This is a genomic window from Bradyrhizobium sp. UNPF46 (genome assembly GCF_006658625.1).
In the GTDB taxonomy this organism is placed as follows: Bacteria; Pseudomonadota; Alphaproteobacteria; order Rhizobiales; family Xanthobacteraceae; genus Bradyrhizobium; species Bradyrhizobium nitroreducens.
Genome location: NZ_LFJB01000009.1, coordinates 83,562 through 107,101 on the forward strand (window position 1 = coordinate 83,562; position 23,540 = coordinate 107,101).

At 67.9% G+C, this 23,540-nt stretch carries 22 protein-coding genes and 3 riboswitches; of the genes, 18 read left to right on the top strand and 4 right to left on the bottom strand.

Features of this window, described 5'->3' with window-relative positions; translation table 11 throughout:
* Window position 1: 1 nt before the first annotated feature.
* Together cbiB and cobD are read left to right on the top strand one after the other, a co-directional pair.
* Window positions 2-943 carry an adenosylcobinamide-phosphate synthase CbiB gene (gene cbiB, locus UNPF46_RS05270; RefSeq protein WP_181769795.1) on the top strand — a complete coding sequence of 314 codons (942 nt, stop codon included), beginning with the start codon at window positions 2-4 and terminating at the stop codon, window positions 941-943.
* Window positions 944-954: 11 nt separating this feature from the next.
* The gene (gene cobD, locus UNPF46_RS05275) at window positions 955-1,920 is read left to right on the top strand and encodes a threonine-phosphate decarboxylase CobD (protein ID WP_181769796.1); all 966 of its coding nucleotides are present in this window, start codon (window positions 955-957) and stop codon (window positions 1,918-1,920) included.
* Here cobD and UNPF46_RS05280 read toward each other — a convergent pair.
* Both UNPF46_RS05280 and cobO read right to left on the bottom strand, forming a co-directional pair.
* Window positions 1,909-3,357: a cobyric acid synthase gene (locus UNPF46_RS05280; RefSeq protein WP_142249308.1), complete on the bottom strand. Its 1,449-nt coding sequence runs from the start codon at window positions 3,355-3,357 to the stop codon at window positions 1,909-1,911. The genes cobD and UNPF46_RS05280 overlap by 12 nt on opposite strands.
* A 6-nt stretch (window positions 3,358-3,363) precedes the next feature.
* Window positions 3,364-3,999 carry a cob(I)yrinic acid a,c-diamide adenosyltransferase gene (cobO, locus tag UNPF46_RS05285; protein WP_100177771.1) on the bottom strand — a complete coding sequence of 212 codons (636 nt, stop codon included), beginning with the start codon at window positions 3,997-3,999 and terminating at the stop codon, window positions 3,364-3,366.
* A gap of 40 nt (window positions 4,000-4,039) precedes the next feature.
* A riboswitch (cobalamin riboswitch) is annotated at window positions 4,040-4,259 on the top strand.
* 93 nt (window positions 4,260-4,352) lie between these two features.
* Here cobO and UNPF46_RS05290 point away from each other — a divergent pair.
* The 7 genes from UNPF46_RS05290 to cobJ are packed head-to-tail and all read left to right on the top strand — an operon-like array spanning window position 4,353 to window position 12,275.
* Window positions 4,353-4,727 (top strand): DUF1636 family protein, encoded by a 375-nt coding sequence (locus UNPF46_RS05290; protein WP_100177770.1) that lies wholly within the window; start codon window positions 4,353-4,355, stop codon window positions 4,725-4,727.
* Complete coding sequence (cobW, locus tag UNPF46_RS05295; protein ID WP_142249309.1) at window positions 4,724-5,773, top strand: cobalamin biosynthesis protein CobW; 1,050 nt, start codon at window positions 4,724-4,726, stop codon at window positions 5,771-5,773. Before UNPF46_RS05290 ends, cobW begins: the two co-directional genes overlap by 4 nt.
* Window positions 5,773-9,021 (top strand): cobaltochelatase subunit CobN, encoded by a 3,249-nt coding sequence (cobN, locus tag UNPF46_RS05300; RefSeq protein WP_142249310.1) that lies wholly within the window; start codon window positions 5,773-5,775, stop codon window positions 9,019-9,021. Before cobW ends, cobN begins: the two co-directional genes overlap by 1 nt.
* Window positions 9,018-10,181, top strand: coding sequence for a precorrin-3B synthase (cobG, locus tag UNPF46_RS05305; RefSeq protein ID WP_142249311.1), 1,164 nt, complete (start codon window positions 9,018-9,020; stop codon window positions 10,179-10,181). Before cobN ends, cobG begins: the two co-directional genes overlap by 4 nt.
* Window positions 10,181-10,810, top strand: a complete 630-nt coding sequence (locus UNPF46_RS05310; protein WP_142249312.1) for a precorrin-8X methylmutase — start codon at window positions 10,181-10,183, stop codon at window positions 10,808-10,810. The genes cobG and UNPF46_RS05310 overlap by 1 nt, the downstream gene beginning before the upstream one ends.
* A gap of 2 nt (window positions 10,811-10,812) precedes the next feature.
* A complete protein-coding gene (locus UNPF46_RS05315) occupies window positions 10,813-11,544 on the top strand; it encodes a precorrin-2 C(20)-methyltransferase (protein WP_142249313.1) in 732 nt (243 codons plus the stop codon).
* Entirely contained in the window at window positions 11,541-12,275 is a 735-nt protein-coding gene (cobJ, locus tag UNPF46_RS05320) for a precorrin-3B C(17)-methyltransferase (protein ID WP_142249314.1), read from the top strand. The genes UNPF46_RS05315 and cobJ overlap by 4 nt, the downstream gene beginning before the upstream one ends.
* Here the strand turns inward: cobJ and UNPF46_RS05325 are convergent.
* A complete protein-coding gene (locus UNPF46_RS05325; RefSeq protein ID WP_142249315.1) occupies window positions 12,251-13,015 on the bottom strand; it encodes a cobalt-precorrin-6A reductase in 765 nt (254 codons plus the stop codon). The genes cobJ and UNPF46_RS05325 overlap by 25 nt on opposite strands.
* Here UNPF46_RS05325 and cbiE point away from each other — a divergent pair.
* From cbiE to cobT, 8 genes are all read left to right on the top strand, one after another.
* The gene (gene cbiE, locus UNPF46_RS05330) at window positions 12,993-14,174 is read left to right on the top strand and encodes a precorrin-6y C5,15-methyltransferase (decarboxylating) subunit CbiE (RefSeq protein WP_142249316.1); all 1,182 of its coding nucleotides are present in this window, start codon (window positions 12,993-12,995) and stop codon (window positions 14,172-14,174) included. The genes UNPF46_RS05325 and cbiE overlap by 23 nt on opposite strands.
* Window positions 14,171-14,539: a cobalamin biosynthesis protein gene (locus tag UNPF46_RS05335; RefSeq protein ID WP_142249317.1), complete on the top strand. Its 369-nt coding sequence runs from the start codon at window positions 14,171-14,173 to the stop codon at window positions 14,537-14,539. The genes cbiE and UNPF46_RS05335 overlap by 4 nt, the downstream gene beginning before the upstream one ends.
* Window positions 14,536-15,318 (top strand): precorrin-4 C(11)-methyltransferase, encoded by a 783-nt coding sequence (gene cobM / locus UNPF46_RS05340; RefSeq protein WP_142249318.1) that lies wholly within the window; start codon window positions 14,536-14,538, stop codon window positions 15,316-15,318. The genes UNPF46_RS05335 and cobM overlap by 4 nt, the downstream gene beginning before the upstream one ends.
* Window positions 15,318-16,628 carry a cobyrinic acid a,c-diamide synthase CobB gene (locus UNPF46_RS05345; protein ID WP_142249319.1) on the top strand — a complete coding sequence of 437 codons (1,311 nt, stop codon included), beginning with the start codon at window positions 15,318-15,320 and terminating at the stop codon, window positions 16,626-16,628. Before cobM ends, UNPF46_RS05345 begins: the two co-directional genes overlap by 1 nt.
* On the top strand, window positions 16,625-17,356 hold the full coding sequence (cobA, locus tag UNPF46_RS05350; RefSeq protein ID WP_142249320.1) for a uroporphyrinogen-III C-methyltransferase: 732 nt from the start codon (window positions 16,625-16,627) through the stop codon (window positions 17,354-17,356). The genes UNPF46_RS05345 and cobA overlap by 4 nt, the downstream gene beginning before the upstream one ends.
* Window positions 17,357-17,401: 45 nt before the next feature.
* A riboswitch (cobalamin riboswitch) is annotated at window positions 17,402-17,620 on the top strand.
* A gap of 37 nt (window positions 17,621-17,657) precedes the next feature.
* Window positions 17,658-18,335, top strand: a complete 678-nt coding sequence (locus UNPF46_RS05355; protein ID WP_142249321.1) for an energy-coupling factor ABC transporter permease — start codon at window positions 17,658-17,660, stop codon at window positions 18,333-18,335.
* A 41-nt stretch (window positions 18,336-18,376) separates the two neighbouring features.
* Window positions 18,377-19,147 (top strand): precorrin-6A synthase (deacetylating), encoded by a 771-nt coding sequence (gene cobF, locus UNPF46_RS05360; RefSeq protein ID WP_142249378.1) that lies wholly within the window; start codon window positions 18,377-18,379, stop codon window positions 19,145-19,147.
* Window positions 19,137-20,189, top strand: coding sequence for a nicotinate-nucleotide--dimethylbenzimidazole phosphoribosyltransferase (cobT, locus tag UNPF46_RS05365; protein WP_142249322.1), 1,053 nt, complete (start codon window positions 19,137-19,139; stop codon window positions 20,187-20,189). The genes cobF and cobT overlap by 11 nt, the downstream gene beginning before the upstream one ends.
* Window positions 20,190-20,195: 6 nt before the next feature.
* Here the strand turns inward: cobT and UNPF46_RS05370 are convergent, their stop codons facing one another.
* Window positions 20,196-20,768 carry a histidine phosphatase family protein gene (locus UNPF46_RS05370; RefSeq protein ID WP_142249323.1) on the bottom strand — a complete coding sequence of 191 codons (573 nt, stop codon included), beginning with the start codon at window positions 20,766-20,768 and terminating at the stop codon, window positions 20,196-20,198.
* 75 nt (window positions 20,769-20,843) lie between these two features.
* Window positions 20,844-21,046: riboswitch (cobalamin riboswitch) on the top strand.
* 116 nt (window positions 21,047-21,162) lie between these two features.
* Between UNPF46_RS05370 and UNPF46_RS37315 the strand changes: the two genes are divergently transcribed.
* Entirely contained in the window at window positions 21,163-23,529 is a 2,367-nt protein-coding gene (locus UNPF46_RS37315) for a TonB-dependent receptor (protein ID WP_181769797.1), read from the top strand.
* Window positions 23,530-23,540 lie beyond the last annotated feature (11 nt).

Genomic DNA, 23,540 nt, shown 5'->3' on the forward strand with positions numbered 1-23,540 from the left:
TTTGGGCTTTGCGGGCGCGGTGGTGGTGGCGATGGCGGTGGATGCTCTGCTGGGCTGGCCGTCGTGGCTGTTCGCGCGGATCGGCCACCCCGTGAGCTGGCTGGGGCGGCTGATCGGTGCCATCGATGCCGGCTGGAATCGCGAGTCCGATCCCACGACATTTCGCCGTGCTGCCGGCGTCGCCGGAGCGCTGGTGGTGATCGTGCTCGCTGTTGCCATCGGTTGGGTGCTCCAATTCTCGCTTCCGTCGGGCTGGGTTCAGATCGTGCTGGTCGGCATCCTCGCCTGGCCGCTGGTGGCACTGCGCTCGCTGCATGATCACGTGGCCGCTGTCGGTGCTCCCTTGCTGGCCGGCGATATCGCCGCCGCGCGCGAGGCGGTGTCGCGCATCGTCGGCCGTGATCCCGCGGCGCTCGATGAAGCCGGCATCGCGCGCGCCGCGATCGAGAGCCTTGCCGAGAATGCCTCGGACGGGATCGTGGCGCCGGTGTTCTGGGGCGCGCTGTTCGGCTTGCCGGGTATTCTCGGCTACAAGGCGATCAACACGCTGGATTCCATGATCGGCCATCGCAGCGAACGGCACGAGGCCTTCGGCTGGGCCGCCGCGCGCATCGACGATGTCGCCAATTTCATCCCGGCGCGCCTGACCGGCTTTCTGTTCGTGCTGCTGGCGCCGCGACGATCCGAGACGCTGGCTTGCATGACGCGCGATGCGCGCCGTCATCGCTCGCCCAATGCCGGGTGGCCGGAGGCGGCGATGGCCGGTGCGCTCGGCGTACGGCTCAGCGGTCCCCGGATCTATCACGGCAGCATCACGAACGAGCCCTGGCTGAACGAGGGCGCGCGCGATCCGCACGCGGCCGACATTGGCGAGGGATTGGCGGTCTATCGCCGTGCCATGCTGTTGCTCGCCGGCGTGCTTGCGATCCTGGCTTTCGCGTGAAAGAACGGGGCATGCGCGAGCACGGCGGAAATCTCGATCTGGCCCAGCAGCATTTTGGCGGGCGGGCGGAAGACTGGATCGACCTGTCGACCGGGATCAACCGGCTGCCTTATCCCGTCGGCGAGGTGAGCGCGCGCGCATGGAGCGCGCTGCCCTCGCGCGCCGAGATCGAGGGGCTGCACCGGGCCGCGCAGCATGCCTATCGCACGCGCGCGCCGCTCGTCGCGCTCGGCGGCGCACAGGCCGCCATTCAGTTGCTGCCACACCTCGCGCCGCCGGGCCGTGCGCGCATTATTGCGCCGACCTATAACGAATACGCCGGCGTGCTGTCGGCCGCGGGCTGGGAGGTGCAGGAGGTCGGAGAGCTCGGTGCGCTTGAAGGCGCGGACCTCGCCATCATCGTCAATCCCAACAATCCCGACGGCCGCTGCCATTCGCCAAAGGATCTGCTCGCCCTGCTGCCGCGCGTCGGACGCTTCGTGATCGACGAGAGCTTTGCCGATACGGTTCCGCAACTGTCACTCGCATCTGAAGCGGATCGGCCGGGACTGCTGGTCCTGCGATCCTTCGGAAAGTTTTACGGACTGGCTGGCCTGCGCCTCGGATTCGCAATCGGTCATGCTGCCGACATCGACAGGCTGGATGCAATGTCGGGTCCATGGCCGGTCTCGGGCGCGGCCATCGCGATCGGCTGCCGCGCCTTGCGCGATGATGACTGGGCCGAAGCCACGTCCGCGCGGCTTGCGCGCGACTGTGTCCGGCTCGACGAAATGGCCCAAGCGCAGGGCTGGCGGCTCCTCGGCGGCACCGCGCTGTTTCGTCTCTACGGGACGCCGGATGCGCTTGCTGTGCAGGAGAAACTGGCGCGTGGCCACATCTGGTCGCGCGTCTTCGCACAAAAGCCGACATGGCTTCGGCTCGGGCTTCCCGGCAGCGAGGCCGAATGGATGCGCCTTGCCGAGGTGCTAGCGCGCTAGCGCAAGCAGTCCCTCGACGTCGAGATGCTTTTCGATGTGATCGGCCAGCGCCTCGAGCGCGCTCTCGACCCTGGCGTGATAGGGCTCGTCGCCTGCGGGAATGTCGAGCTTGGCGAGATACGCCTTGCGGAAATCATCCGAGGTGAACAGGCCGTGCAGATAGCTGCCCTGCACACGGCCGTCGCGCGACATCGCGCCTTCGGGCTCGCCGTTCAGCGTCGCGAACGGGCGGATGCGATCCGGGCCGTCGGTGCGGCCGATGTGGATTTCGTACGCCTCGATCGGCTGGTTCGTGGCGGCATGCACAGCCGCGACGCGCGTCAGCGTCTTCTGCGGGCTCATCACCGTCTCGACATCCAGCAGTCCGAGGCCCGGCGTGTCGCCCGCGGGACCTTCGATTCCCTCTGGGTCGGCGACGCTGCGCCCGAGCATCTGATAGCCGCCGCAGAGGCCGAGCACATGGCCGCCCCTGCGGTGATGCGCGAGCAGATCGATGTCCCAGCCCTGCGCGCGCAGGAAGGCGAGGTCGCCGCGGGTGGATTTCGAGCCGGGGATGATGACGAGCCTGACATCGCCCGGAATGGCTTCGCCTGGTCGCACCATCACGAGATCGATGCCCGGTTCGAGCTTGAGCGGATCGAGATCGTCGAAATTGGCGATGCGCGACAGCGCGAGGCAGGCGATCTTGCACTGTCCGGGCTTGCGCGCGTCGCTCAGGCCCAGCGCGTCCTCGGCCGGCAGCTCGCCGGCGCGCGCGAACCAGGGCAGCACGCCGAAGCCGCGCCACGACGTCTTCTGCTCGATCAGCCTGTAGCCGTCGTCGAACAGCGTGGGATCGCCGCGAAACTTGTTGATGACAAAGCCGTGGATCATCGCGGCATCATCGGGGTCGATCACCGCCTTAATGCCGACGAGCTGGGCGATGACGCCGCCGCGGTCGATGTCGCCGACCAGCACCACCGGCACGTCGGCCTTGCGTGCAAAGCCCATATTGGCGATGTCGGACTTGCGCAAATTGACCTCGGCCGGGCTGCCGGCGCCTTCGACCAGCACCAGATCAGATCGCGCCTTCAGCCGTTCAAAGCTCTCCAGCACCGCGCCCATCAGCGAAGGTTTCATCGCCGCATAGTCACGTGCCCGCGCGGTGGCGATGCGCTTTCCGTGGACGATCACCTGCGCACCGACATCGGTCTCGGGCTTCAGAAGCACCGGGTTCATGTCGGTGTGCGGCTCGACGCCGGCGGCGAGCGCCTGCAGCGCCTGGGCGCGGCCGATCTCGCCGCCATCGACGGTGACGGCCGCGTTGTTCGACATGTTCTGCGGCTTGAACGGGAGCACGCGCAAGTCCCGCCGCGTGAAGGCGCGCGCAAGTCCGGCGACGATGAGCGACTTGCCCACGTCCGAGCCTGCCCCCTGGATCATCAGCGCGCGTGCCATCTGGCTTCAGAACTCGACGCCGGCCTGCGCCTTGATGCCGGAGCGGAACGGATGTTTCACCAGCGTCATCTCGGTGACGAGATCGGCGATCTCGATCAGCTCGTCCTTAGCGTTGCGCCCGGTGAGCACGACATGGGTCATCTCGGGCTTCTGTGTCGTCAGGAACTCGACCACTTCGGCGATGTCGAGATAGTCGTAGCGCAGCGCGATGTTGATCTCGTCGAGCACGACCATGCGCAGGTTGGCATCGAGGATCAGCTCCTTGGCCTTCTCCCAGCCGGCGCGCGCGGCGGCGATGTCGCGGGCGCGGTCCTGCGTCTCCCAGGTGAAGCCTTCGCCCATGGCGTGGAACTGGCAGAGCTCGCCGAAATGGCCGGTGAGCAGGCGCCGCTCGCCGGTATCCCAGGCGCCCTTGATGAACTGCACGACCGCACAGGGAAAGCCATGCGCGACGCAGCGCACGATCATGCCGAAGGCGGAGGACGACTTGCCCTTGCCGGCCCCGGTGTGGACGATGATGAGGCCTTTCTCGCCGCTCTTGGTCGCCATGATCTTGTCGCGGGCGGCCTTCTTCTTCGCCATTTTCGTGGCGTGCCTGATGTCGGTATCCTCGGCTGTTTTTGTATCCGGTTCAGGCGTCATCGATCCCGGTCCTTCGGCTTGACAAGAGGCGGCCACCGGCAAATGGTGGCCCGGCGTTGGTTCCTGTCCTATGACAGGCGAAGAGGGAATGCGATAGGGTCCGAATCGGCAAGATTTGGCTCCAAAATGCAGCCGCCCCCGCGACCGTGACCGGAGAGATGCCCGAAGCCACTGATTCCCTCAGGGAATCGGGAAGGCGGGGATCGAAGGGGAAACCCTGCTCCGCAAGCCGGGAGACCTGCCAGCGCGACGAGTTTTGGACCGGCGGACGGGGTGTTCCGCGACGGGGAAACGGGCCTTCCGACGAATGGTCCGTGTGCCTCATCGCCTCCCGCTGATATCTGGAAGAGGCGATGACCGTCACACTTCATGTCTGCATCACGTGCCGTGCCGGCCAGACGCTCGGCGAGGGCGAGACCACGCCCGGCAAGCGCCTGCACGGTGCGATCCTCGAAGCCGGCGTGCCTGACGGCGTCAAAGTGGTTCCCGTCGAATGCCTGTCGGCCTGCAGCCAGGGCTGCTCGGTCGCGCTGAGCGCGCCCGGCCGCTGGTCCTATGTCTATGGCCGTCTCTCGGATGCGAATGCGCAGGACGTGGTCGCGGGCGCCGCAGCCTACGCCGCCGCACCCGATGGCCTCGTGCCCTGGCGCAGCCGTCCGGAAATCTTCCGCAAGCAATCCCTTGCTCGCATTCCCCCCATTGCCGTGTTGCCGGAGGCCGCCGAATGAGCTCGCTTGCAAAAGTTCCGGTCACGGTGGTCACCGGTTTCCTCGGCTCGGGCAAGACGACGCTGATCCAGCACCTGCTCGCCAACCCCAACGGCAAGAAACTCGCCGTGCTCGTCAACGAGTTCGGCAGCGAAGGCGTCGACGGCCAGATCCTGAAATCCTGCGCCGACGCCAACTGCCCGGAAGAGAACATCGTCGAGCTTGCCAATGGCTGCATCTGCTGCACCGTCGCCGACGATTTCATTCCGACCATGGAGCTGTTGCTGGCGCGGCCGGTGCGGCCCGATCACATCCTGATCGAGACCTCGGGCCTGGCGCTGCCGAAGCCGCTGCTGAGGGCGTTCGACTGGCCGGAGATCCGCTCGCGCATCACGGTCGACGGCGTGATCGCGCTGGCTGATGCCGAGGCTGTCGCCGCCGGTCGCTTTGCGCCCGATCCCGACGCCGTCGAGGCGCAGCGCGCGGCGGACGAGAGTCTGGATCACGAGACGCCGCTGTCGGAAGTGTTCGAGGACCAGATCGCCTGCGCCGACATCGTGCTGCTGACCAAGGCCGATCTTGCCGGCGCCGCGGGCCTCGAAGCCGCCAGGGCCGTGATCACCGCCGAGATGCCGCGCCGCGTGCCGATGCTTTCAGTCACCGACGGCGCGATCGATGCGCGCGTCATACTCGGCCTCGGCGCCGCCGCCGAGAACGATCTCGCCGCGCGCCCTTCGCATCACGACGGCGAAGAAGAGCATGAGCATGACGACTTCGCCTCCGTCGTGATCGATCTGCCTGAAGTGACCGACGTCGATGCGCTCGTCGCCTCGGTGCAGAAGCTGGCGCGCGAGCAGAACGTGCTGCGTGCCAAAGGCTACATCGCGGTTGCGGGCAAGCCGATGCGACTTCTGCTGCAGGCGGTCGGCGAGCGCGTGCGCCACCAGTTCGACAAGCCCTGGGGCGCGGGGCTCAGGCAGTCGAAGCTTGTCGTGATTGGCGAGCACGGTGATATCGACGAGGCCGCGATCAGGGTGGGACTTGGTCTTTCAGGATCTGGGATCTGATGCACGTCGTCTTCCGCGAGAGCCGCGGTCTCGAGGAGACCGCGACGCCAAGGGACATCGGCCAGGACCCGGCCGATCTCGTGGTGCTCTCGTATTCGGATTCCGACCTTGCTGCGTTCGCAGCCGGCTGGCGCCGCGGTCGCGATAGCCTGCCGACGCTGCGGCTCGCGAACCTTGCCGAATTGCGTCATCCGCTGTCGGTCGACACCTATATCGAGCGCACGTTGTCGCAGGCGCGCGGCATTCTGGTGCGCCTGATCGGCGGAGAGTCCTATTGGGCCTATGGCCTCGCGGCTCTTCAGCAGCTCGCGAAGGACCGCAACATCGTGCTGGCCGTGCTGCCGGCCGACGGCCGCGACGACACGCGGCTCGATGCGTACTCGACCTTGCCGGTCTCGACGCTGCGGCGCCTGAAAGTGCTTTGCGACACCGGCGGCCCGGTCGCGGCGCAGGCCGCGATCGCGCAGCTCGCGCTGGCCTCGGGGCTCTACGCCGGGCCTGTCATCGGCGAGATGAGCGTGCCCGAGATGGGCTTTTACGATCCCGCGCGCGGCGTCATTGCTGCGCCAATGGGCGCTGACGGCAAGCCGCGCGCGCTGGTGACCTTCTATCGTTCCTATCTCACCGCCGCCGACACCGGCCCGGTCGATGCGCTGATCGCGGCGCTGCGCGAGCAGGGCTTTGACGCCTATGGCGCCTTCGTCACCTCGCTGAAGGCTGCGGGCGTCGCGGACTGGATGCGGGCGCATCTGGCGCAAAATCCTCCAGCGGCGATCGTCAACGCAACGGCGTTCTCCGCGGTCGGTGACGACGGCACGACGCCGTTCGATGCCGCGCCATGCCCGGTGTTCCAGGTCGCGCTCTCCACGGCGCGGCGCGAGGACTGGGCGGACTCGCTGCGCGGCCTGTCGCCCGGCGACCTCGCGATGCATGTGGTGCTGCCCGAGGTCGACGGCCGCCTGTTCGCGGGCGTGGTGAGTTTCAAATCGGCGGCGATGCGCGACCCCGATCTGCAGTTCTCGCATCTGGCGCACCAGCCGGATGGGGAGCGGGTGAAAGCCGTCGCCGCGCGTGTCGCGGCCTGGTGGCGCCTTGCGGAGAAGCCGGTTGCGGAGAAGCGGCTGGCGATCGTGCTCTCGAACTATCCGGGGCGTCCGCATCAGATCGCGCATGCGGTCGGTCTCGATGCGCTGGCGTCGGTCGAGGCGCTGGTGTCCGATCTCGGGCCGGCCGGCTTCGAAATAGTGCCTGTTCATGCGCTCGGCGAGACGCTGCTGAAGCAGAGCTTGACCTGGCGCGTTGCCGACTATCGCGCGGCGCTCTCGCGTTTGCCCCAATCCTTGCAGGATGATCTCGCGCAAGCCTGGGGCGCGCCGGAACATGATCCTGGCTGCCGCGACGGTGCCTTCCATTTCGCGGCGATTCAATGCGGCAACTCGATCATCGCGGTCCAGCCGGAGCGCGGCGATGCGACCTCGCGCGATGCCGATTATCACGATCTCGCCCGCACGCCGCGCCATGCCTACGTCGCGTTCCATCTCTGGCTTCGGCAGCAGCGCGTCGATGCCGTCGTGCACATGGGCGCGCATGGCACGCTGGAATGGCTGCCCGGCAAATCCGTGGCGCTGTCCTCGGCTTGCTGGCCGGAAGCTCTGATCGGCGATCTCCCCGTCATCTATCCCTTCATCGTCAACGATCCCGGCGAGGCCGCGCAGGCCAAGCGCCGCCTCAGTGCGATCACCATCGGCCATCTGCCGCCGCCGCTCGCAGCATCGGCCGTGCCGGAAGGCCTGCGCCGGCTCGAACGTCTGCTCGACGAATATTCGACCGCCGATGGTCTCGATCCCGCGCGCCGCCAGCGCCTGATTGCCGCGATCCGCGACGAAGCACGTGCGGCGGGTCTCGAAGACGATCTTGGTCTCGATGCCTCGGCCGCGCCGGCCGAAGCGATTCCGCGGATTGATCGCTTCGTCTGCGATCTCAAGGAAAGCCAGTTCGGCGACGGCCTGCACGTGTTCGGCCGCGGTGCCTGTGGCGAAGCGGAGCGAGATGGCCTGCGCGCCGCGCTTGCAGGCCGGCGCGTTGCACCGGGCCCATCCGGCTCGCCCTATCGCGGCCGTCAGGACGTGCTGCCGACGGGCCGCAATCTCTTTGCCGTCGACCCGCGCGCGGTGCCGACGCCGTCAGCGCATGCGCAAGGGATAAAACTCGCCGAAGAGCTGCTGCGCCGTCATTTGCAGGATCATGGCGACTGGCCGAAAGGTCTCGTGGTCGACCTCTGGGGCTCGGCGACGATGCGCACCGCGGGCGAAGAGTTTGCAATGGCGCTGCATCTGGCCGGCCTTGCGCCGCGCTGGGATCATGCCTCCGGCCGCGTCACCGGCTACGACATCATCGCGCCGGCTGAGCTCGGCCGGCCCCGCATCGACGTCACGCTGCGGGTGTCGGGCCTGTTTCGCGACGTCTTCGCGGGTCTTGCGCAATTGTTCGAGGCGGCATCCGAAGCGCTTGCGTCGCGCGACGATGAGGGCGAGGAGAATCCCTATCGCCACCGCGCCTCGCGCGTGTTCGCGCCGCGTCCCGGACAATACGGCGTCGGCCTGTCGGCGATCCCCGATGCCTTCACGCCGGAGACGCGCGAGGCCGCGGGCGAAGCCTGGCTGTCGGCGTCGTCCTGGGCGTTCTCGGCCGATGGCGAGATCAAGCCGGATCGCGCCGGCATCGAGCAGCGCCTCGCGGCCGCCGACGGCTTTGTCCACGTCCAGGATCTGCCGGAAACCGACCTGCTGCTCGCTGCCGATTATGCCGCGCATGAAGCCGGCGTTGCGGCGGCTGCAGCGCATCTCGGCGCGGCGGGGCCTGCGCTCTATCACCTCGATACGACGCGCCCCGAGCAGCCGAATGCACGCACGCTGACCGAGGAAATTTCCCGTGTCGTCCGCGCACGTGCGACCAACCCGACCTGGATCGCCGGCATGATGCGGCATGGTTTTCGCGGCGCCGCCGAGATCACCTCGACGCTGGAGCACATGGCGGCCTTCGCGCATCTCGCCGGCGCCGTGCCGCCGCATCTGTTCGATCTCTACTACGACGCGACGCTCGGCAATGACGACGTCCGCGCCTTCATGGCGCGCGAGAATCCGTCAGCGCTTGCCGCGATGGAAACCTGTTTTGCGCGCCTGCATGATGCGGCACTGTGGCAGACGCGCCGCAATTCGATCGCCGCGGCGCTGCGGGAGGCCTCATGAGCGCGGCTTCGGTCAAGGGCTGGTGTCCCGGCGCGCTGCGCCCGATGCAGTCGGGCGACGGTCTCGTGGTGCGCGTGCGCCCGTTCGGGGGACGGCTCGAAGTCCAGCAAATCACCGGGCTTGCCGAACTCGCCGGGCAACACGGCAATGGCCTGATCGATGTGACGAGCCGCGCCAATCTCCAGATCCGGGGCGTCAGCGAACAAAGCCATCGGCCGCTGCTCGACGGCCTTGCGCGACTGGCACTGCTCGACCCCGACGCCGAGATCGAAGCCAGGCGGAATATTCTGGTGATGCCGTTCTGGAGCGGCGGCGACGAGACACAATCGCTGGCCGCCGGGCTGGAGGAGGCGCTTGCCGAGTGCGGCCTCGCGCTTCCCACCAAGTTCGGCTTCGCCATCGATGACGGGCGGTCGCGGGTGCTCGCCGGCGATTCCGCCGACATCCGCATCGAGCGCGATCGCGCGGGCGGTCTCCTGGTGAGAGCCGATGGCGCAATGCTCGGCCGCTCGGTCGCACGCGGCGAGGCGGTCAGCACGGCGCTGGCGCTCGCAAGCTGGTTCCTGGTCTCCGGCGGCGCGAAGGGCGGGCGAGGGCGCATGGCCGCCCACATCGCCTCCGGCGCCGCATTGCCTCAATCGCTGCGCGGCGAGACCGAGCCTGCGCCCGTGATGGCCGCCTCGCGCCCCGGGCATTACCCGCAAGGCGCGATGGTCGGCGTCGCGTTCGGGCAGTTGCTGCACACGACGCTCGGTCAATTCGCCGGTTGCGGCCACGCGCTGCGCATGACGCCGTGGCGAATGGTGCTGAGCGAGGGCAAGCGCGAGATGCCGAGCGGTGCAGGTCTCATCACCGAGCCGTTCGATCCCGCGCTGCGCGTCATCGCCTGCAGCGGTGCGCCGCGCTGCCGCGAGGCCCATGCCGATACGCGCGCGCTGGCCGCGGCGCTCGCGCCGAGCATCGCCGCCGACGCACGCCTGCACGTCTCCGGCTGCGGCAAGGGCTGCGCCCATTCCGGCGCGGCCGCGGTCACGCTGGTTGCGACGCACGCCGGTTTCGATCTCGTCCGCGACGGGTCGACGCGTGACGAGCCGGCCCTGCGCGGCCTGAACGGCGCGGACATCGTCAGCGATCCCTCGATCCTGGTCGGAGGGCATTGATGCCGCACGCTTACGAGACCGATGGCGCGGAGATCTACCGGCAGTCCTTCGCCACCATCCGGGCCGAAGCCGATCTTGCGCGCTTCTCGCCGGATGAGGAGCAGGTCGTGGTGCGGATGATCCACGCCGCCGGCATGGTCGGCCTGGAGGCGCATATCCGCTTCACGCCCGGCATGGCGACCGCCGCGCGCGCCGCCCTGCAGCGAGGCGCGCCGATCCTGTGCGACGCGCGCATGGTCTCGGAGGGGATTACGCGCGCAAGGCTTCCCGCGGCCAATGCCGTGATCTGCACGCTGGGCGACGAAACCGTGCCCGCGCTCGCTCAATCCATGCGCAACACCCGCTCGGCCGCGGCGCTCGAACTGTGGCGGCCGCATCTCGGCGGCGCGATCGTTGCGATCGGCAATGCGCCGACCGCGCTGTTTCATCTCCTCAACATGCTGGAGGACCCAGGCTGCCCGCGGCCGGCGGCGATCATCGGTTGCCCCGTCGGCTTCGTCGGTGCGGCCGAGTCCAAGGCGGCGCTGATGGCCGCTCCGCCCGTGCCGGCGCTGACGGTCGAGGGCCGCCTTGGCGGATCGGCGATCACCGTTGCCGCGGTGAATGCACTGGCGAGCCGGAGCGAATAGCGATGGGACGCATCATTTGCTGCGGTCTCGGCCCCGGCGATCCTGATCTGATGAGCGTGCGCGCCGATCGCACCGTGCGCGCCGCGCAGCACGTCGCCTATTTCCGCAAGAAGGGAAGGCCGGGCCAGGCGCGCCGCATCGTCGAAGGCATGCTGGCGGCCGGCGTCACCGAATATCCCATGGAATATCCGGTCACCACCGAGATCGCCTTCGACAACCCCGAATACGTTCAGCTGCTTGCCGGCTTCTACGACGAATGGGCCGAGCGCCTGGCGCGGCTTTTGCGCGCGGTCGACGTCGTCGTGCTCTGCGAGGGCGATCCATACTTCTACGGCTCCTTCATGCATCTGCACACGCGCCTGCAAGGCCGTGTCGAGATCGAGGTGATCGCCGGCATTCCCGGCATGGTCGGCTGCTGGAACGGTGTCGGCCAGCCGATCGCGCTCGGCGATGACGTGACGACGGTGCTGATGGGGACGCTTGCCGAGGCCGAGCTCGAGCGGCGCATGCGTGATTCCGACGCGTTGGTCGTCATGAAGACCGGCCGTAATCTCGCAAAGGTGCGCCGCGCGCTCAGCTCGGCTGGTCGGCTGGATGACGCCTGGCTGGTCGAGCGCGGCACCATGCCGGGCGAGCGTGTCGCGCGGCTCGCCGAGATCGATGCCGCCGACTGCCCCTATTTCGCGATCGTGCTGGTGCACGGCAAGGGCCGGCATCTGGACGCCGCCGAATGACGGGCACGCTGACCATCGCGGGCCTCGGGCCGGGCAGCGATGCACTGGTGACGCCCGAGGTCACGGCAGCGCTTGCTTCCGCCACCGACATTCTGGGCTACGCGCCCTATGTCGCGCGCGTGCCGCCGCGAGCCGGACTCAAGCTGCATCCCTCGGATAATCGCGAGGAGCTTCATCGCGCGAGCGAAGCCCTGCGGCTTGCATCCGAGGGCGGCCAGGTCGTTGTCGTATCCTCCGGCGATCCCGGCGTCTTCGCGATGGCCTCCGCCGTGTTCGAGGCGCTCGAGCAGGCACCGCAATATCAGGCGCTGTCGATCCGCGTGCTGCCCGGCATCACCGCGATGCTGGCAGCCGCTGCGCGCGCAGGTGCGCCGCTCGGCCATGATTTCTGCGCGATCAACCTCTCCGACAATCTCAAGCCGTGGACGGCGATCGAGAAGCGGCTGCGTCTCGCCGCGGAAGCTGATTTTTCGATTGCGATGTACAATCCGCGCTCGGCAAGCCGGCCGGAGGGTTTTGGCCGCGCGCTCGCGGTGCTGAAGGACGCCGGCTGCGGCGAGCGTCTCGTGATCTTCGCGCGCGCGATCAGCGCCGCCGACGAGACGATCGAGACCGTGACGCTGAATGATGCGACACCCGAGATGGCCGACATGCGCACGCTGGTGATCGTCGGGAATTCGCACACGCGCCGCGTCGGCCGCTGGGTCTATGCACCGAGGCGGGTCGAATGACCGAGCCACTGCATCACTTCAGTGACGCTCTCGACCCTCCGGCGTTCGGGCAGCTCCGGTCGCGCGATCATGATCACGGGAAGGTCGAGCCTACGGGCCGCGTCGATCTTGGCGCGCGCGCCATCGCCGCCGGAATTGCGGGCGACAATCCATGCGATATTGCGCGCGCGCATCATCGCCAGCTCGCCCTCAAGCGTAAACGGTCCGCGCGATACGATCACGTCGGCGGCGAAAGGCAGGGGCGCTTCCGGCGGATCGACGAACCGCAGCGTGTAGGCATGCTGATTCTTGCGTGCGAACGGCGCGATGTGCTGGCGGCCGATGGCGAGGAACACGTTTGTGGGGGCCTCGGGCAGCGCCGCGACTGCAGCGTCGACATCGGTGACCTCGATCCAATTGTCGCCAGGCGTCTTCGGCCAAGGCGCGCGTTCGAGGGCGATGAGCGGCGTGCCGGTGTCCGCGCACGCCTGAACAGCATTGCGGCTCATCTCGGCTGCGAACGGATGCGTCGCGTCGATCACATGCGTGATGCCTTCGGCGCGGATGGTATCGGCGAGACCTCGCACGCCGCCGAAGCCGCCGATGCGGGTCGGCAGCGGCTGATCCGCCGGCGCGCGGGTGCGGCCGCCATAGGAATAGACGGCGTCGATCCGCGCGCGCGCGATTGCCGCAGCAAGCTCGCTCGCGTCGGCGGTTCCGCCCAGAATGAGGGCGCGTATGGCTGATCCCTGGCTGACCATCATCGGTATCGGCGAAGATGGCCTTGCCGGGCTGTCCGAGGCAAGCCGAAAGGCGCTCCATGAAGCCGAAACCGTGTTCGGCGGCGAACGACATCTCGCGCTGGCCGGCGTGACGAGGCGCGGCCGCCCGTGGCCGGTCCCGTTCGATGCGGAGATCGTGCTGAGCTGCCGCGGCCGGCCGACGGCCGTGCTCGCGTCGGGTGATCCGTTTTGGCACGGCGCCGGAGCAAGCCTTGCCGAGAAGCTCTCCAGCGACGAATGGATCGCGTATCCGGCTCCGTCGACATTCTCGCTCGCTGCTGCGCGGCTTGGCTGGCGTCTCGAATCCGTTGCTTGCCTTGGACTTCATGCCGCCCCGTTCGAGCGGCTGGTGCCGCATCTGGTGAAAGACGCGCGCATCATCTGTCTGATGCGCGATTCAAGGGCGGTGGGCGATCTCGCCAGATGGCTGACGGCGCGCGGATGGGGCGCTTCGCTGCTGTGGACTCTCGCTGCCCTCGGCGGTCCACGTGAAATTGTCGATCGGCATCGCGCCGATCTCTTTGCCGATGATCTCGATGAGAAGCTGATCGCGGTGGCGTTGCTGGCGAGAGGCGGGCAGGGCCTTCCCCGCAGTTCCGGACTGCCAGACAATCTCTTCGTCCATGACGGCCAGATCACCAAGCGGCCGGTGCGCGCGCTGGCGCTCTCCGCGCTGGCGCCGCGGCCGGGCGAACGGCTGTGGGACATCGGCGCCGGATCGGGGTCGATCTCGATCGAGTGGGCGCTGTGCGGGGGACTGGCGAGCGCAGTCGAAGCGCGCGAGGATCGCACCGAGAATATCCGCAAGAATGTGGCGGCGTTCGGGCTGGCACACCGCGTCACCGTCGTCACGGGGAAAGCGCCCGAGGTCCTTGCGGGGCTGGACGCGCCCGACGCCGTTTTCGTCGGCGGTGGCCTTGATGGCGCGCTGTTCGATGCCGTCTGGTCGCGGCTCACACCCGGGACGCGGCTCGTCGCGCATTCCGTGACGCTGGAGACGGAAGCGCTGCTCGGCGAGCTGCATCAGCGCCACGGCGGCGAGCTGATGCGGGTTGAGATCGCACATGCCGCGCCGCTCGGCCGCTATCGTTCATGGGAAGCGGCGCGCCCGGTCGTGCAGTGGAGCGCGGTCCGATGAAGGTCGCCGGGCTCGGATTCAGAAAGGACGTCACGCTGGCTTCGCTGCGCGAGGCGCTGCTGGCAGCGGGCGGCCCCGATGGGCTGGCCGCGATGGCGACCGTCAGCGACAAAGCCGATACGGAGCCGCTGAAGCAGCTCGCGCGCGAGTACGGTTTGCCGATCAAGGCTGTGTCGGCCGACATGCTGGCTGGTATCGAAACGACGACGCAGTCGAAGCTCGTCGTGGAAAAGTTCAAGACCGGATCGGTCGCCGAAGCCGCGGCGCTCGCAGTTGCCGGCCCTCGGGCCCGGCTGATTGCGACGCGCGTGGTCTCGCAGGATCGCACGGCGACGGCCGCGATCGCGGAAGGAGATGGCGCATGACGGTGCATTTCATCGGCGCAGGGCCGGGTGCGCCAGATTTGCTGACGCTGCGCGGCCGCGACCTGATCGCGGCGTGTCCGGTCTGTCTCTATGCCGGTTCGCTCGTACCCGAAGGCGTGCTGGCGCATTGCCCGCCAGGGGCGCGCATCGTCAACACCGCGCCGCTGTCGCTCGACGAGATCATCGCGGAGATTTCGGCGGCGCATGCCGAGGGCAAGGACGTGGCTCGCTTGCATTCCGGCGATCTCGCGATTTGGTCGGCGATGGGCGAGCAACTCCGTCGCCTGCGCGTGCTCGGTATCCCTTTCACTGTGACGCCTGGCGTGCCGTCCTTCTCCGCCGCCGCGGCCGCGCTGGAGGCCGAGCTGACGCTGCCGGGGCTCGCTCAGAGCGTGGTGCTGACGCGCACGCCCGGCCGCGCCAGCGCGATGCCCGAGGGCGAGAAGCTGGCCGCTTTCGCCGCCACCGGGGCGGTGCTTGCGATCCACCTGTCGATCCATCTGCTCGACAAGGTCGTTGCCGAGCTCATGCCGCATTATGGCGAAGATTGCCCGGTCGCGATCGTCTGGCGCGCGAGCTGGCCGGAGCAGCGCATCGTGCGCGCGACGCTGGCAACGCTCGATGCGGCCGTGGGCGCCGAGATGGAGCGCACCGCGCTGATCCTCGTCGGCAAGACGCTCGGCGCTGCGGATTTCGACGAGAGCCGCCTCTATGCGGTCGCCTACGACCGTCGCTATCGGCCGGTCGGCGCCGAGCCACGCTTTCCGGAGGCGTCGTGATGGCGGCAGGCCTCGTCATCTCCGCACCGGCCTCCGGCGTCGGCAAGACCACGCTGACGCTGGCGCTCGCGCGTGCCTGGCGCCATCGCGGCCTGAACGTGCAGTGCTTCAAGAGCGGGCCAGACTATATCGACCCCGCCTTCCATGCCGCCGCCACGGGCCGCGCCTCCGTCAACGTCGACAGCTGGGCGATGGAGCGCGGCACGATCGCGCACCTCGTCAGCCGCGGCGCCGATGCCGATATCGTGCTCGCCGAGGGATCGATGGGCCTGTTCGACGGCGTCGCCGCGCGCGGCGTCTCCGGCACAGGTGCCACCGCCGACATCGCGGAGATGCTGGGCTGGCCGGTGCTGCTGGTGATCGATCCCTCCGGCCAGGCGCAGACCGCAGCCGCAATCGCCGCAGGCCTTCGCGATTATCGCCCCGGCGTGCGCCTTGCCGGCGTGGTGCTCAACCGCGTCGCCAGTCCGCGGCACGAGGACCTGGTGCGGCGCGCACTCGGCGATGCCGGCATCGCCGTGTTCGGCGCGCTGCCGCGTCACGCCGAGATCAGCCTGCCGAAGCGGCACCTTGGCCTCGTGCAGGCCGAAGAGCAGGCGGAGATCGGCAAGCTGATCGACGAGGCCGCGCGGTTCGTGGCCGAGCATGTCGATCTCGAAGCGGTGCTGCGATCCGCGGCCAGCTGGTCGCCGCAGCCGGCGGCGAGCGGACCGAAATTGGTGCCGCCGGGCCAGCGCATTGCGCTTGCGCGCGATGCCGCATTCTCCTTCGTCTATCCGCACATGCTGGAGGCCTGGCGCGCGGCGGGCGCGGAGATCGTGCCGTTCTCGCCGCTGGCCGATGAAGTGCCGGACGCAAGCGCGGATGTCTGCTGGCTGCCCGGCGGCTATCCCGAGCTTCATGCCGGCAGGATCGCGTCCAGCGCCCGTTTTCGCAGCTCCTTGCGCGCCTTCGCCGAAACGCGCTCCGTGCACGGCGAGTGCGGGGGCTATATGGTGCTGGGAACCGCTTTGACCGACGCGGACGGTGTCCGCCACGAGATGACGGGCCTGCTTGGCCTCGAGACGAGTTTTGCCAAGCGCCGGATGCATCTGGGCTATCGCCTGGCAACGCTCGCCGCGCCGATGCCGGGATATCGGACCAGTGCGCGTCTGCGCGGTCATGAGTTTCACTATTCGACCATTCTCGCCCAGCCTGACACGCCGCTGGCCGTCGTGCATGATGCAACGGGCGCCGTCGTTGCCGAGACCGGCTCGCACCGGGGCCACGTCAGCGGCACGTTCTTTCACCTGATCGCGGAGGACCGGTGAGCGGATTCGTTTCCTTCATCTCCGCCGGGCCCGGCGACCCCGAGCTGCTCACGCTCAAGGGTGCCGCGCGGCTGCGCGAGGCCGACGTCGTGCTCTATGACGATCTCGCCTCGGGCGCGATCCTCGATCTCGCCCGACCCGAAGCCAACCTCGTCGCGGTTGGGAAACGGGCAGGGCGCCCCTCGACCAAGCAGCATCACGTCAACCGCCTGCTGGTCGACTACGCCGCAACGGGGGTGCGCGTGGTGCGGCTCAAGTCCGGCGATGCCGGCATCTTCGGCCGGCTCGAGGAGGAGATCGAGACGCTGCGCGAGGCCGGCATCGGCTATGAGATCATTCCAGGCGTCACCTCGGCCTGCGCCGCAGCGGCCCAGGCGGGAATTCCTCTGACCCGGCGCCACACCTCGCGTCGGGTGCAGTTCGTGACCGGGGCCGATGTCACCGGCGAGCTGCCGCCGAATCTGAACTGGGCGGCGCTGGCGGATCCCGAGGCGACCACGGTGGTCTATATGGGCCGGCGCACCTTTCCGGCGCTTGCCGCAAAATTGATCGCGCATGGCCTTGCCGCAGATACCCCGGCGCTGGTCGCCGAATCCCTCGGCCGCTCCGACGAGCGGCTGGTTCGCACCACCATCGCCGAGCTTGCCGAGCAGCTTGCCCGCGGGGGCGCTCCCTCGACCGCAGCCGTGATCCTGTTCGGCGCGCTGGCAGGGGATTATCCCTCGTGACCGCCGCGGCGGCGCCTCGCCCCTTGACGCAGGCTCAGCGAAAGGGGCACACAGGAGAGGCATGGTGCTCACCACGGCGCAAAGCGCCGGAGCATAATCGGGAATGGGGGTGGGCGGACCCAGTTGCGGCGCCCAAAACCCCAGCCGCCCCCGCGACTGTAAGCGGTGAGGGACTTCGATCCGCCACTGGGCCGCAAGGTCCGGGAAGGCCGAAAGTCCCAGTGAACCGCGAGCCAGGAGACCGGCCCTGCACGTTTTGAGGCCAAGGCCGTCGGGTGTGACGGCAGGAAGGAACTGAGCCATGCATATCGAACCCGGCATCGTGACGGGCGCCAAGCTCGTGTTGAGTTACGCAACCGGCATCGCCGCAGGCGGCGTTGCCTTGAAGCTCGCAGCCGAGACCGTGCGCGAGCAGGGCGTCGTGTCGTTCGCGGTGCGGACGCTCGCCACCACCGCTCTCGTCTTCACCTTCTTCGAGATCCTGCCGCACTTCCCGGTCGGCGTCTCCGAGGTGCACTTCATCCTTGGCTCGACCTTGTTCCTGCTGTTCGGGGCCGCGCCCGCCGCCTTCGGCCTCGCGCTCGGTCTCTTCTTCCAGGGCGTGTTCTTCGAGCCGGCCGACATCCCGCAATACGGCATGAACGTCACGACGCTGCTGGTGCCGCTGTTCGCGATCCAGGCGATCGCCTCGCGGATCATCTCGCGCAACACCGCCTATGTCGATCTGAAGTACGCCCAAGCGCTGGCGCTTTCGACGACCTATCAGGCCGGCGTGATCGCCTGGGTGGCGTTCTGGGCGCTCTATGGCTCCGGCTTTGCGATGAGCAACCTTGCCAGCATCGCGACGTTTGCGGCGTCCTACGCGCTGGTCATCGTGATCGAGCCGCTGGCTGATCTTGCCGTGCTGGCGCTGGCGAAGTCGCTGCGCGGCGTCACCGCGCCCGGTCTCGTCACCCCGCGCCTGCACAACGCGGCTTAAGGAGACAAGGGGCGGCCGTCATGGCCGCCCCAGCGCCCGCGATGCTCACGCTTTCCCTGATCGGCATCGGTTGCGGCGATCCTGGCCAGCTCACGCGCGCCGCCGTCGAAGCCGTCAACGCCGCCGATCTCATCCTGATCCCGCGCAAGGGAACGGCGAAGGCCGATCTCGCCGATCTCAGGCGCATGATCTGCGCGGATGTTCTGACCAACGACAAGACTGTCATCGCCGAATTCGATCTTCCGGTGCGCGACGCAGGCGAAGCGGACTATCGCAAGGGCGTGGACGACTGGCACGATGCGGTCGCCGCAACCTGGTCGAAAGCGATCGCGGATCATCTCGACGGCGAGGGCAAGGTCGCGCTGCTGATCTGGGGCGACCCCTCGCTCTACGATTCCTCGCTGCGCATCGCGCGGCGGCTCGATCCCTTGCCCAATATCGAGGTTGTGCCCGGCATCACCTCGATCCAGGCGCTGTGCGCGGCGCATGCGCTGCCGCTCAACGACATCGGCGAGCCGTTTCTGGTCACGACCGGACGCCGCCTGCGCGAGGGCGGTTGGCCGGCAGGCGTCGATACGATTGTCGTGATGCTCGACGGCGGCACGGCGTTCCAGTCGCTCGATCCGGAAGGCTTGCACATCTATTGGGGCGCCTATCTCGGCATGCAAGATCAGATCATCCTGTCCGGCGCGCTGGCCGACATCGGTCCGCGCATCGTCGCGGCGCGGCAAGAGGCGCGCGAGCGGCATGGCTGGATCATGGACAGCTACATTCTCAAGCGCGCGCGTGAGGCGAGGCAGCATGCTTCCTGACTGGGTTACCCAACAATGCCCTGCGATCTCCGCGACCCATCGCGACGCCGCGATTGCACGCCAGGCGCAACTGACGAAGCCGACCGGCGCGCTTGGCCGGCTCGAGCAGCTCGCGATCGAGCTCGCAGGCCTGCAGGCGACCGAGCAGCCGCGTGCCGCGCGCGTGCCGATCATCGTCTTCGCCGGCGACCACGGCATTGTCGCGCAGGGCGTCTCGGCCTATCCGCAAGCGGTGACCATCGCGATGATGGCGAATTTTGCCGCCGGCGGCGCCGCGATCTCGGTGCTGGCGCGCGAGCTCGGCTCCAGCCTTGATGTCGTCGACGCCGGCACGCTGGCGCAGGAGGAGATGCCTGATATCGTGACCGACAAGCCGCGCCACGGCACGCGCGATTTCAGCGTCGAGGCCGCGCTCAACCCTGCGGAGCTGGCGTTCGCCTTCGAGGCCGGCCGGCGCGCGGTTGCGCGCGCGGAAGCCAATCGGCCTGATCTCGTGATCTTCGGCGAGATGGGCATCGGCAACACGACCGCTTCGGCAGCGATTGCAGCGAGCCTGCTCGGCGTCAGCGCCGAGGAGATCGCGGGCAGCGGCACCGGCGTCGATGCGGCCGGCCGCGCGCACAAGGCGCGGGTGATCGATGCGGCGATCGCACGTCACGGCATCGGGGGTGCTGCGCCGGAAAAAATCCTGTGCGCTGTCGGCGGTCTCGAGATCGCGGCGATTTGCGGCGCGATCATTGCGGCTGCGCAGCGCCGCATCCCCGTGCTGATCGACGGCTTCATCGTCTCGGTCTCGGCGCTTGCGGCGGTGCGGTTCAACCCGTCGTGCCAGCCTTTCCTGCTGCCCTCGCATCAATCGGCGGAGCAGGGGCACCGGCTGGTGCTGCGCGCGCTGAACGTGCAGCCGCTGATCAGCCTCGATCTCCGGCTCGGCGAGGGATCGGGCGCGGCGATCGCGCTGCCGCTGGTGCGGCTGGCCTGCGCGCTCCACAACGGCATGGCGACCTTCGCGCAGGCCAATGTGCCTGATCGGCCTGTCTGATCGGCTTCAGGCCACGCGCTGGTTGACGGAAACGACGCGCCAGCCGGCCGCGAGCCGGTCGATCCTGGTCAGCGACAGCGGATCGATCACGAAGCGCAAGGCGGCCTGCGGCGTGAGATCCAGCGCGAGACAGAGCGCGGCGCGGATGGTGCCGGAATGCACGACGAGCGTGGCGGGTCCAGCTTCGATCCGCGACAGACCCAGCCGGACGCGCACGACCTGATCGGCAAAGCTCTCGCCGCCCGGCGGCCGTCCGCCGGCGGGGTCATTCCAGAAATGTGCATAGGCCTCGCCGCCGGTTGCGGCGAGCTCGTCGTGCCGGTGGCCGGTCCAGTCGCCGAAATCCTGCTCGCGGAATTCGCTGACGAGGGTCGGTTCGAGCCCCAGCGCGCGCGCCGTCTCGACCGTGCGCCGCGACGGGCTGGCATAACCGGCGGCATCTTGCGGGAGGCGCTGCCGCAGCACCTCCAGCCGCGCGCGATCGCCGAGATCGGCCGGCGCGTCGGCAGCGTGGATCGTCCCTTTGACGCCATCGACCGGCGCGTGCCGGATCAACCAGAGGAAGGTCTCGCCTTCCATGCTCATCTCTCCAAAGGAAGTTGGCCGCTGTGGCAATAACACCGCATGGGATACATTGACTCTGTCGTGATGGTAATCCTAGATGCTCGCGACGGTTTCCCCGAGAGGGGATGAAAAGGGAATGCGGTGCGGGGAATTTGTCCCCAATGCCGTGGCTGCCCCCGCAACTGTGAGCGGATAATCCTTCGTCACAAGCCACTGGGTCCTCGGTCCCGGGAAGGCGACGAAGCGGTGATCGACCCGCGAGCCAGGAGACCTGCCGTCAGCCGTGGTCACACGCGAAGATGTCGGTCGGGGAGTACAGACATTCGGCTTCATCGGAGGGCTGACAAGCCCGTGGTGAGACCTCGTTCGCTGTGACGTGCCACTGACGTCATACCGAGGTCCGAAAATCGTGTCTTCCATTCATATCGTACGACCGCGCGGCTTCCTGCTCGCCTCCGCTGCCCTTACGCTGGCTGCGGCTGATATGCCGGCCGCGCTGGCGCAGCAATCTCGGGAGCCGCTGCCGCCGATCGAGGTGTCGCCCGCCCAGTCCCGCAAGCAGGCGAAGCCTGCCGGGCGGGAAGGGCAGAGCGCACGTCGCGCGTCATCGCGCCGATCCGCAACTGCTGCGGCCGCGCCAGGGCCTGCGGTTCCGGGCGCATCGTCGCAAGTGCAAGCGGCGACGCCGCTCAACTCCAATGCGGTCGCCGAAAGCGCTTCGCGCCTCGGTCTGACCGTGCGCCAGACGCCTGCGACCGTGGAGGTGATCTCGGCCGAGACCATGCGCGAGCAGGGCTATCGCACCGTGTCCGAGGTGGCGCAGGGTGCCGTCGGCGTCACCTCCGGCGACGCGCCCGGAGAGCCGGCGGGCTTCTCGATGCGCGGTTTCACCAACAGCCAGATCAACACGCTCTACAACGGCATCAAGATCGGCCCGCAGAACATGACCTCGCGGATCATGGACACGGCCAATCTGGAGGCCGTGGAATTCCTCAAAGGTCCGGCCTCGCTGATCTCGGGCGAGGGCGCCGCCGGCGGTGCGATCAACTTCGTCACCAAGCAGCCGCACACGGGGCCGATCCGCAACGAGGCGGATTTCTCGTATGACTCCCTGAACTCGTTCCGCGCCCATTACGGCTCGGGCGGCAGCACCAACGTTCAAGGTCTCGACTATCGCTTCGACATCAGCCGCTCCTCGCTCAACGGCTTCGTCGACGACACCTATACCAAGACGCTCGACGTCTCCGGGCAGCTCAACTACCGCATCTCCGACAGCCTCAAGGTCTGGGGCGCGATCGAGTACCGCGAGGATCGCGGCAAGGCCTATTGGGGTGCGCCGCTGGTGCCGGTCGCCTTCAGCGGCTCGCACGCGACGAGCGGGATCGTCTCGGGCAATTACGTCTCGAACTACAACAAGACCAATCTCGGCGCGGTCACCATCGACGACCGTACCTTCAGCACCAATTACAACGTACTCGACAATCGCAACGTCGCCCAGGAAGTCTGGCTGCGCGGCGGCTTCGAGCTGAAGCTGGCGCCCGACCTGACCTTGAAGAGCCAGGCCTACGGCTATGGCGCAGAGCGCAGCTGGTTCAACAACGAGATCGAGGCGTTCAACTCCGGTACGAACCTGGTGGATCGCGAACGCTTCTACGTCGCGCACAGCCAGCGCCTGGTCGGCAACATCACCGACCTGATCTGGGATACGAACATCGCAGGTTTCGACAACCGGCTGGTCACGACGCTGTCGTCGAGCTATCTCGATTTCGTCAGGCCGGGTGCGGCGAATTTCCCCGGGGATTCCGTTTCTCTTGTCGATCCCAACCGCGGATTCTACGGCCTGCTTACCGCACAGCAGCAGACTGCACGCATCGACAACGAGGCGCTCTCGTTCGAGGACCGGCTGAAGCTGACGCGCAGCTTCGCGCTGGTCGGCGGCCTGCGCGTCGAGCATATCGGGCTCGACCGCAATTCGACTGACGTCAACGGTTCGGTGAAGGCCGGCTTCCCGTTCACCAAGGACTGGGCGCCGGTGACGGGGCGGATCGGCTACACCTGGGAGGCGGTGCCGGGCCTCACCTTCTTCAGCCAGTACGCGACCGGCGCCGACGTGTCCGCCAACAACGTCTTCCTGTTGTTGCCGACCCAGCCGCTGGACCTCACGACGTCGCGCACCTACGAGACCGGCGTCAAGCACCTGTTCTGGGACAATCGGGCGGAGTGGTCGTTCTCGGCCTATGATATCCAGCGCAAGAATGTCTATGCGGCCGCCGGCGGGCAGGCGCTCAATATTGCCGGACGGCAGGAGTCCAAGGGCGTCGAGCTCGCAGCCTCGGTGCGGCCGATCGATCCGCTGCGGCTGTGGGGCAACATCGCCTATGTCGACGCGCGCTATGCCGACTATAATTTCGTCGGCGGTTCGTTCTCCGGCAACGCGCCGCCGAACGTGCCGCGCATCGTTGCCAATGCCGGTGCATCGTATCGGTTCTTCACGCCGTGGCCGGTGGAGCTCGGCATCACCGGCCGGCATGTCGGCGACCGCTACAACACCGACGCCAACACGGTGACGATGAAGGCGTATACCGTCGCCGACGTCTACGCCTTCGTCGACATCCCCAAGACGGTGTTTGGCGCGGTCGACCAGGCCCGCCTGACCTTCCGCGTCCGCAACATCACCGACAAGCGCTATGCGATCTGGGGCGATCCGTTCTATCCCGATCAGATCTTCTTGGGCGCGCCGCGCACCTACGAGCTCTCGGCGGCGTTCAAATGGTAGGGTGCTGACGA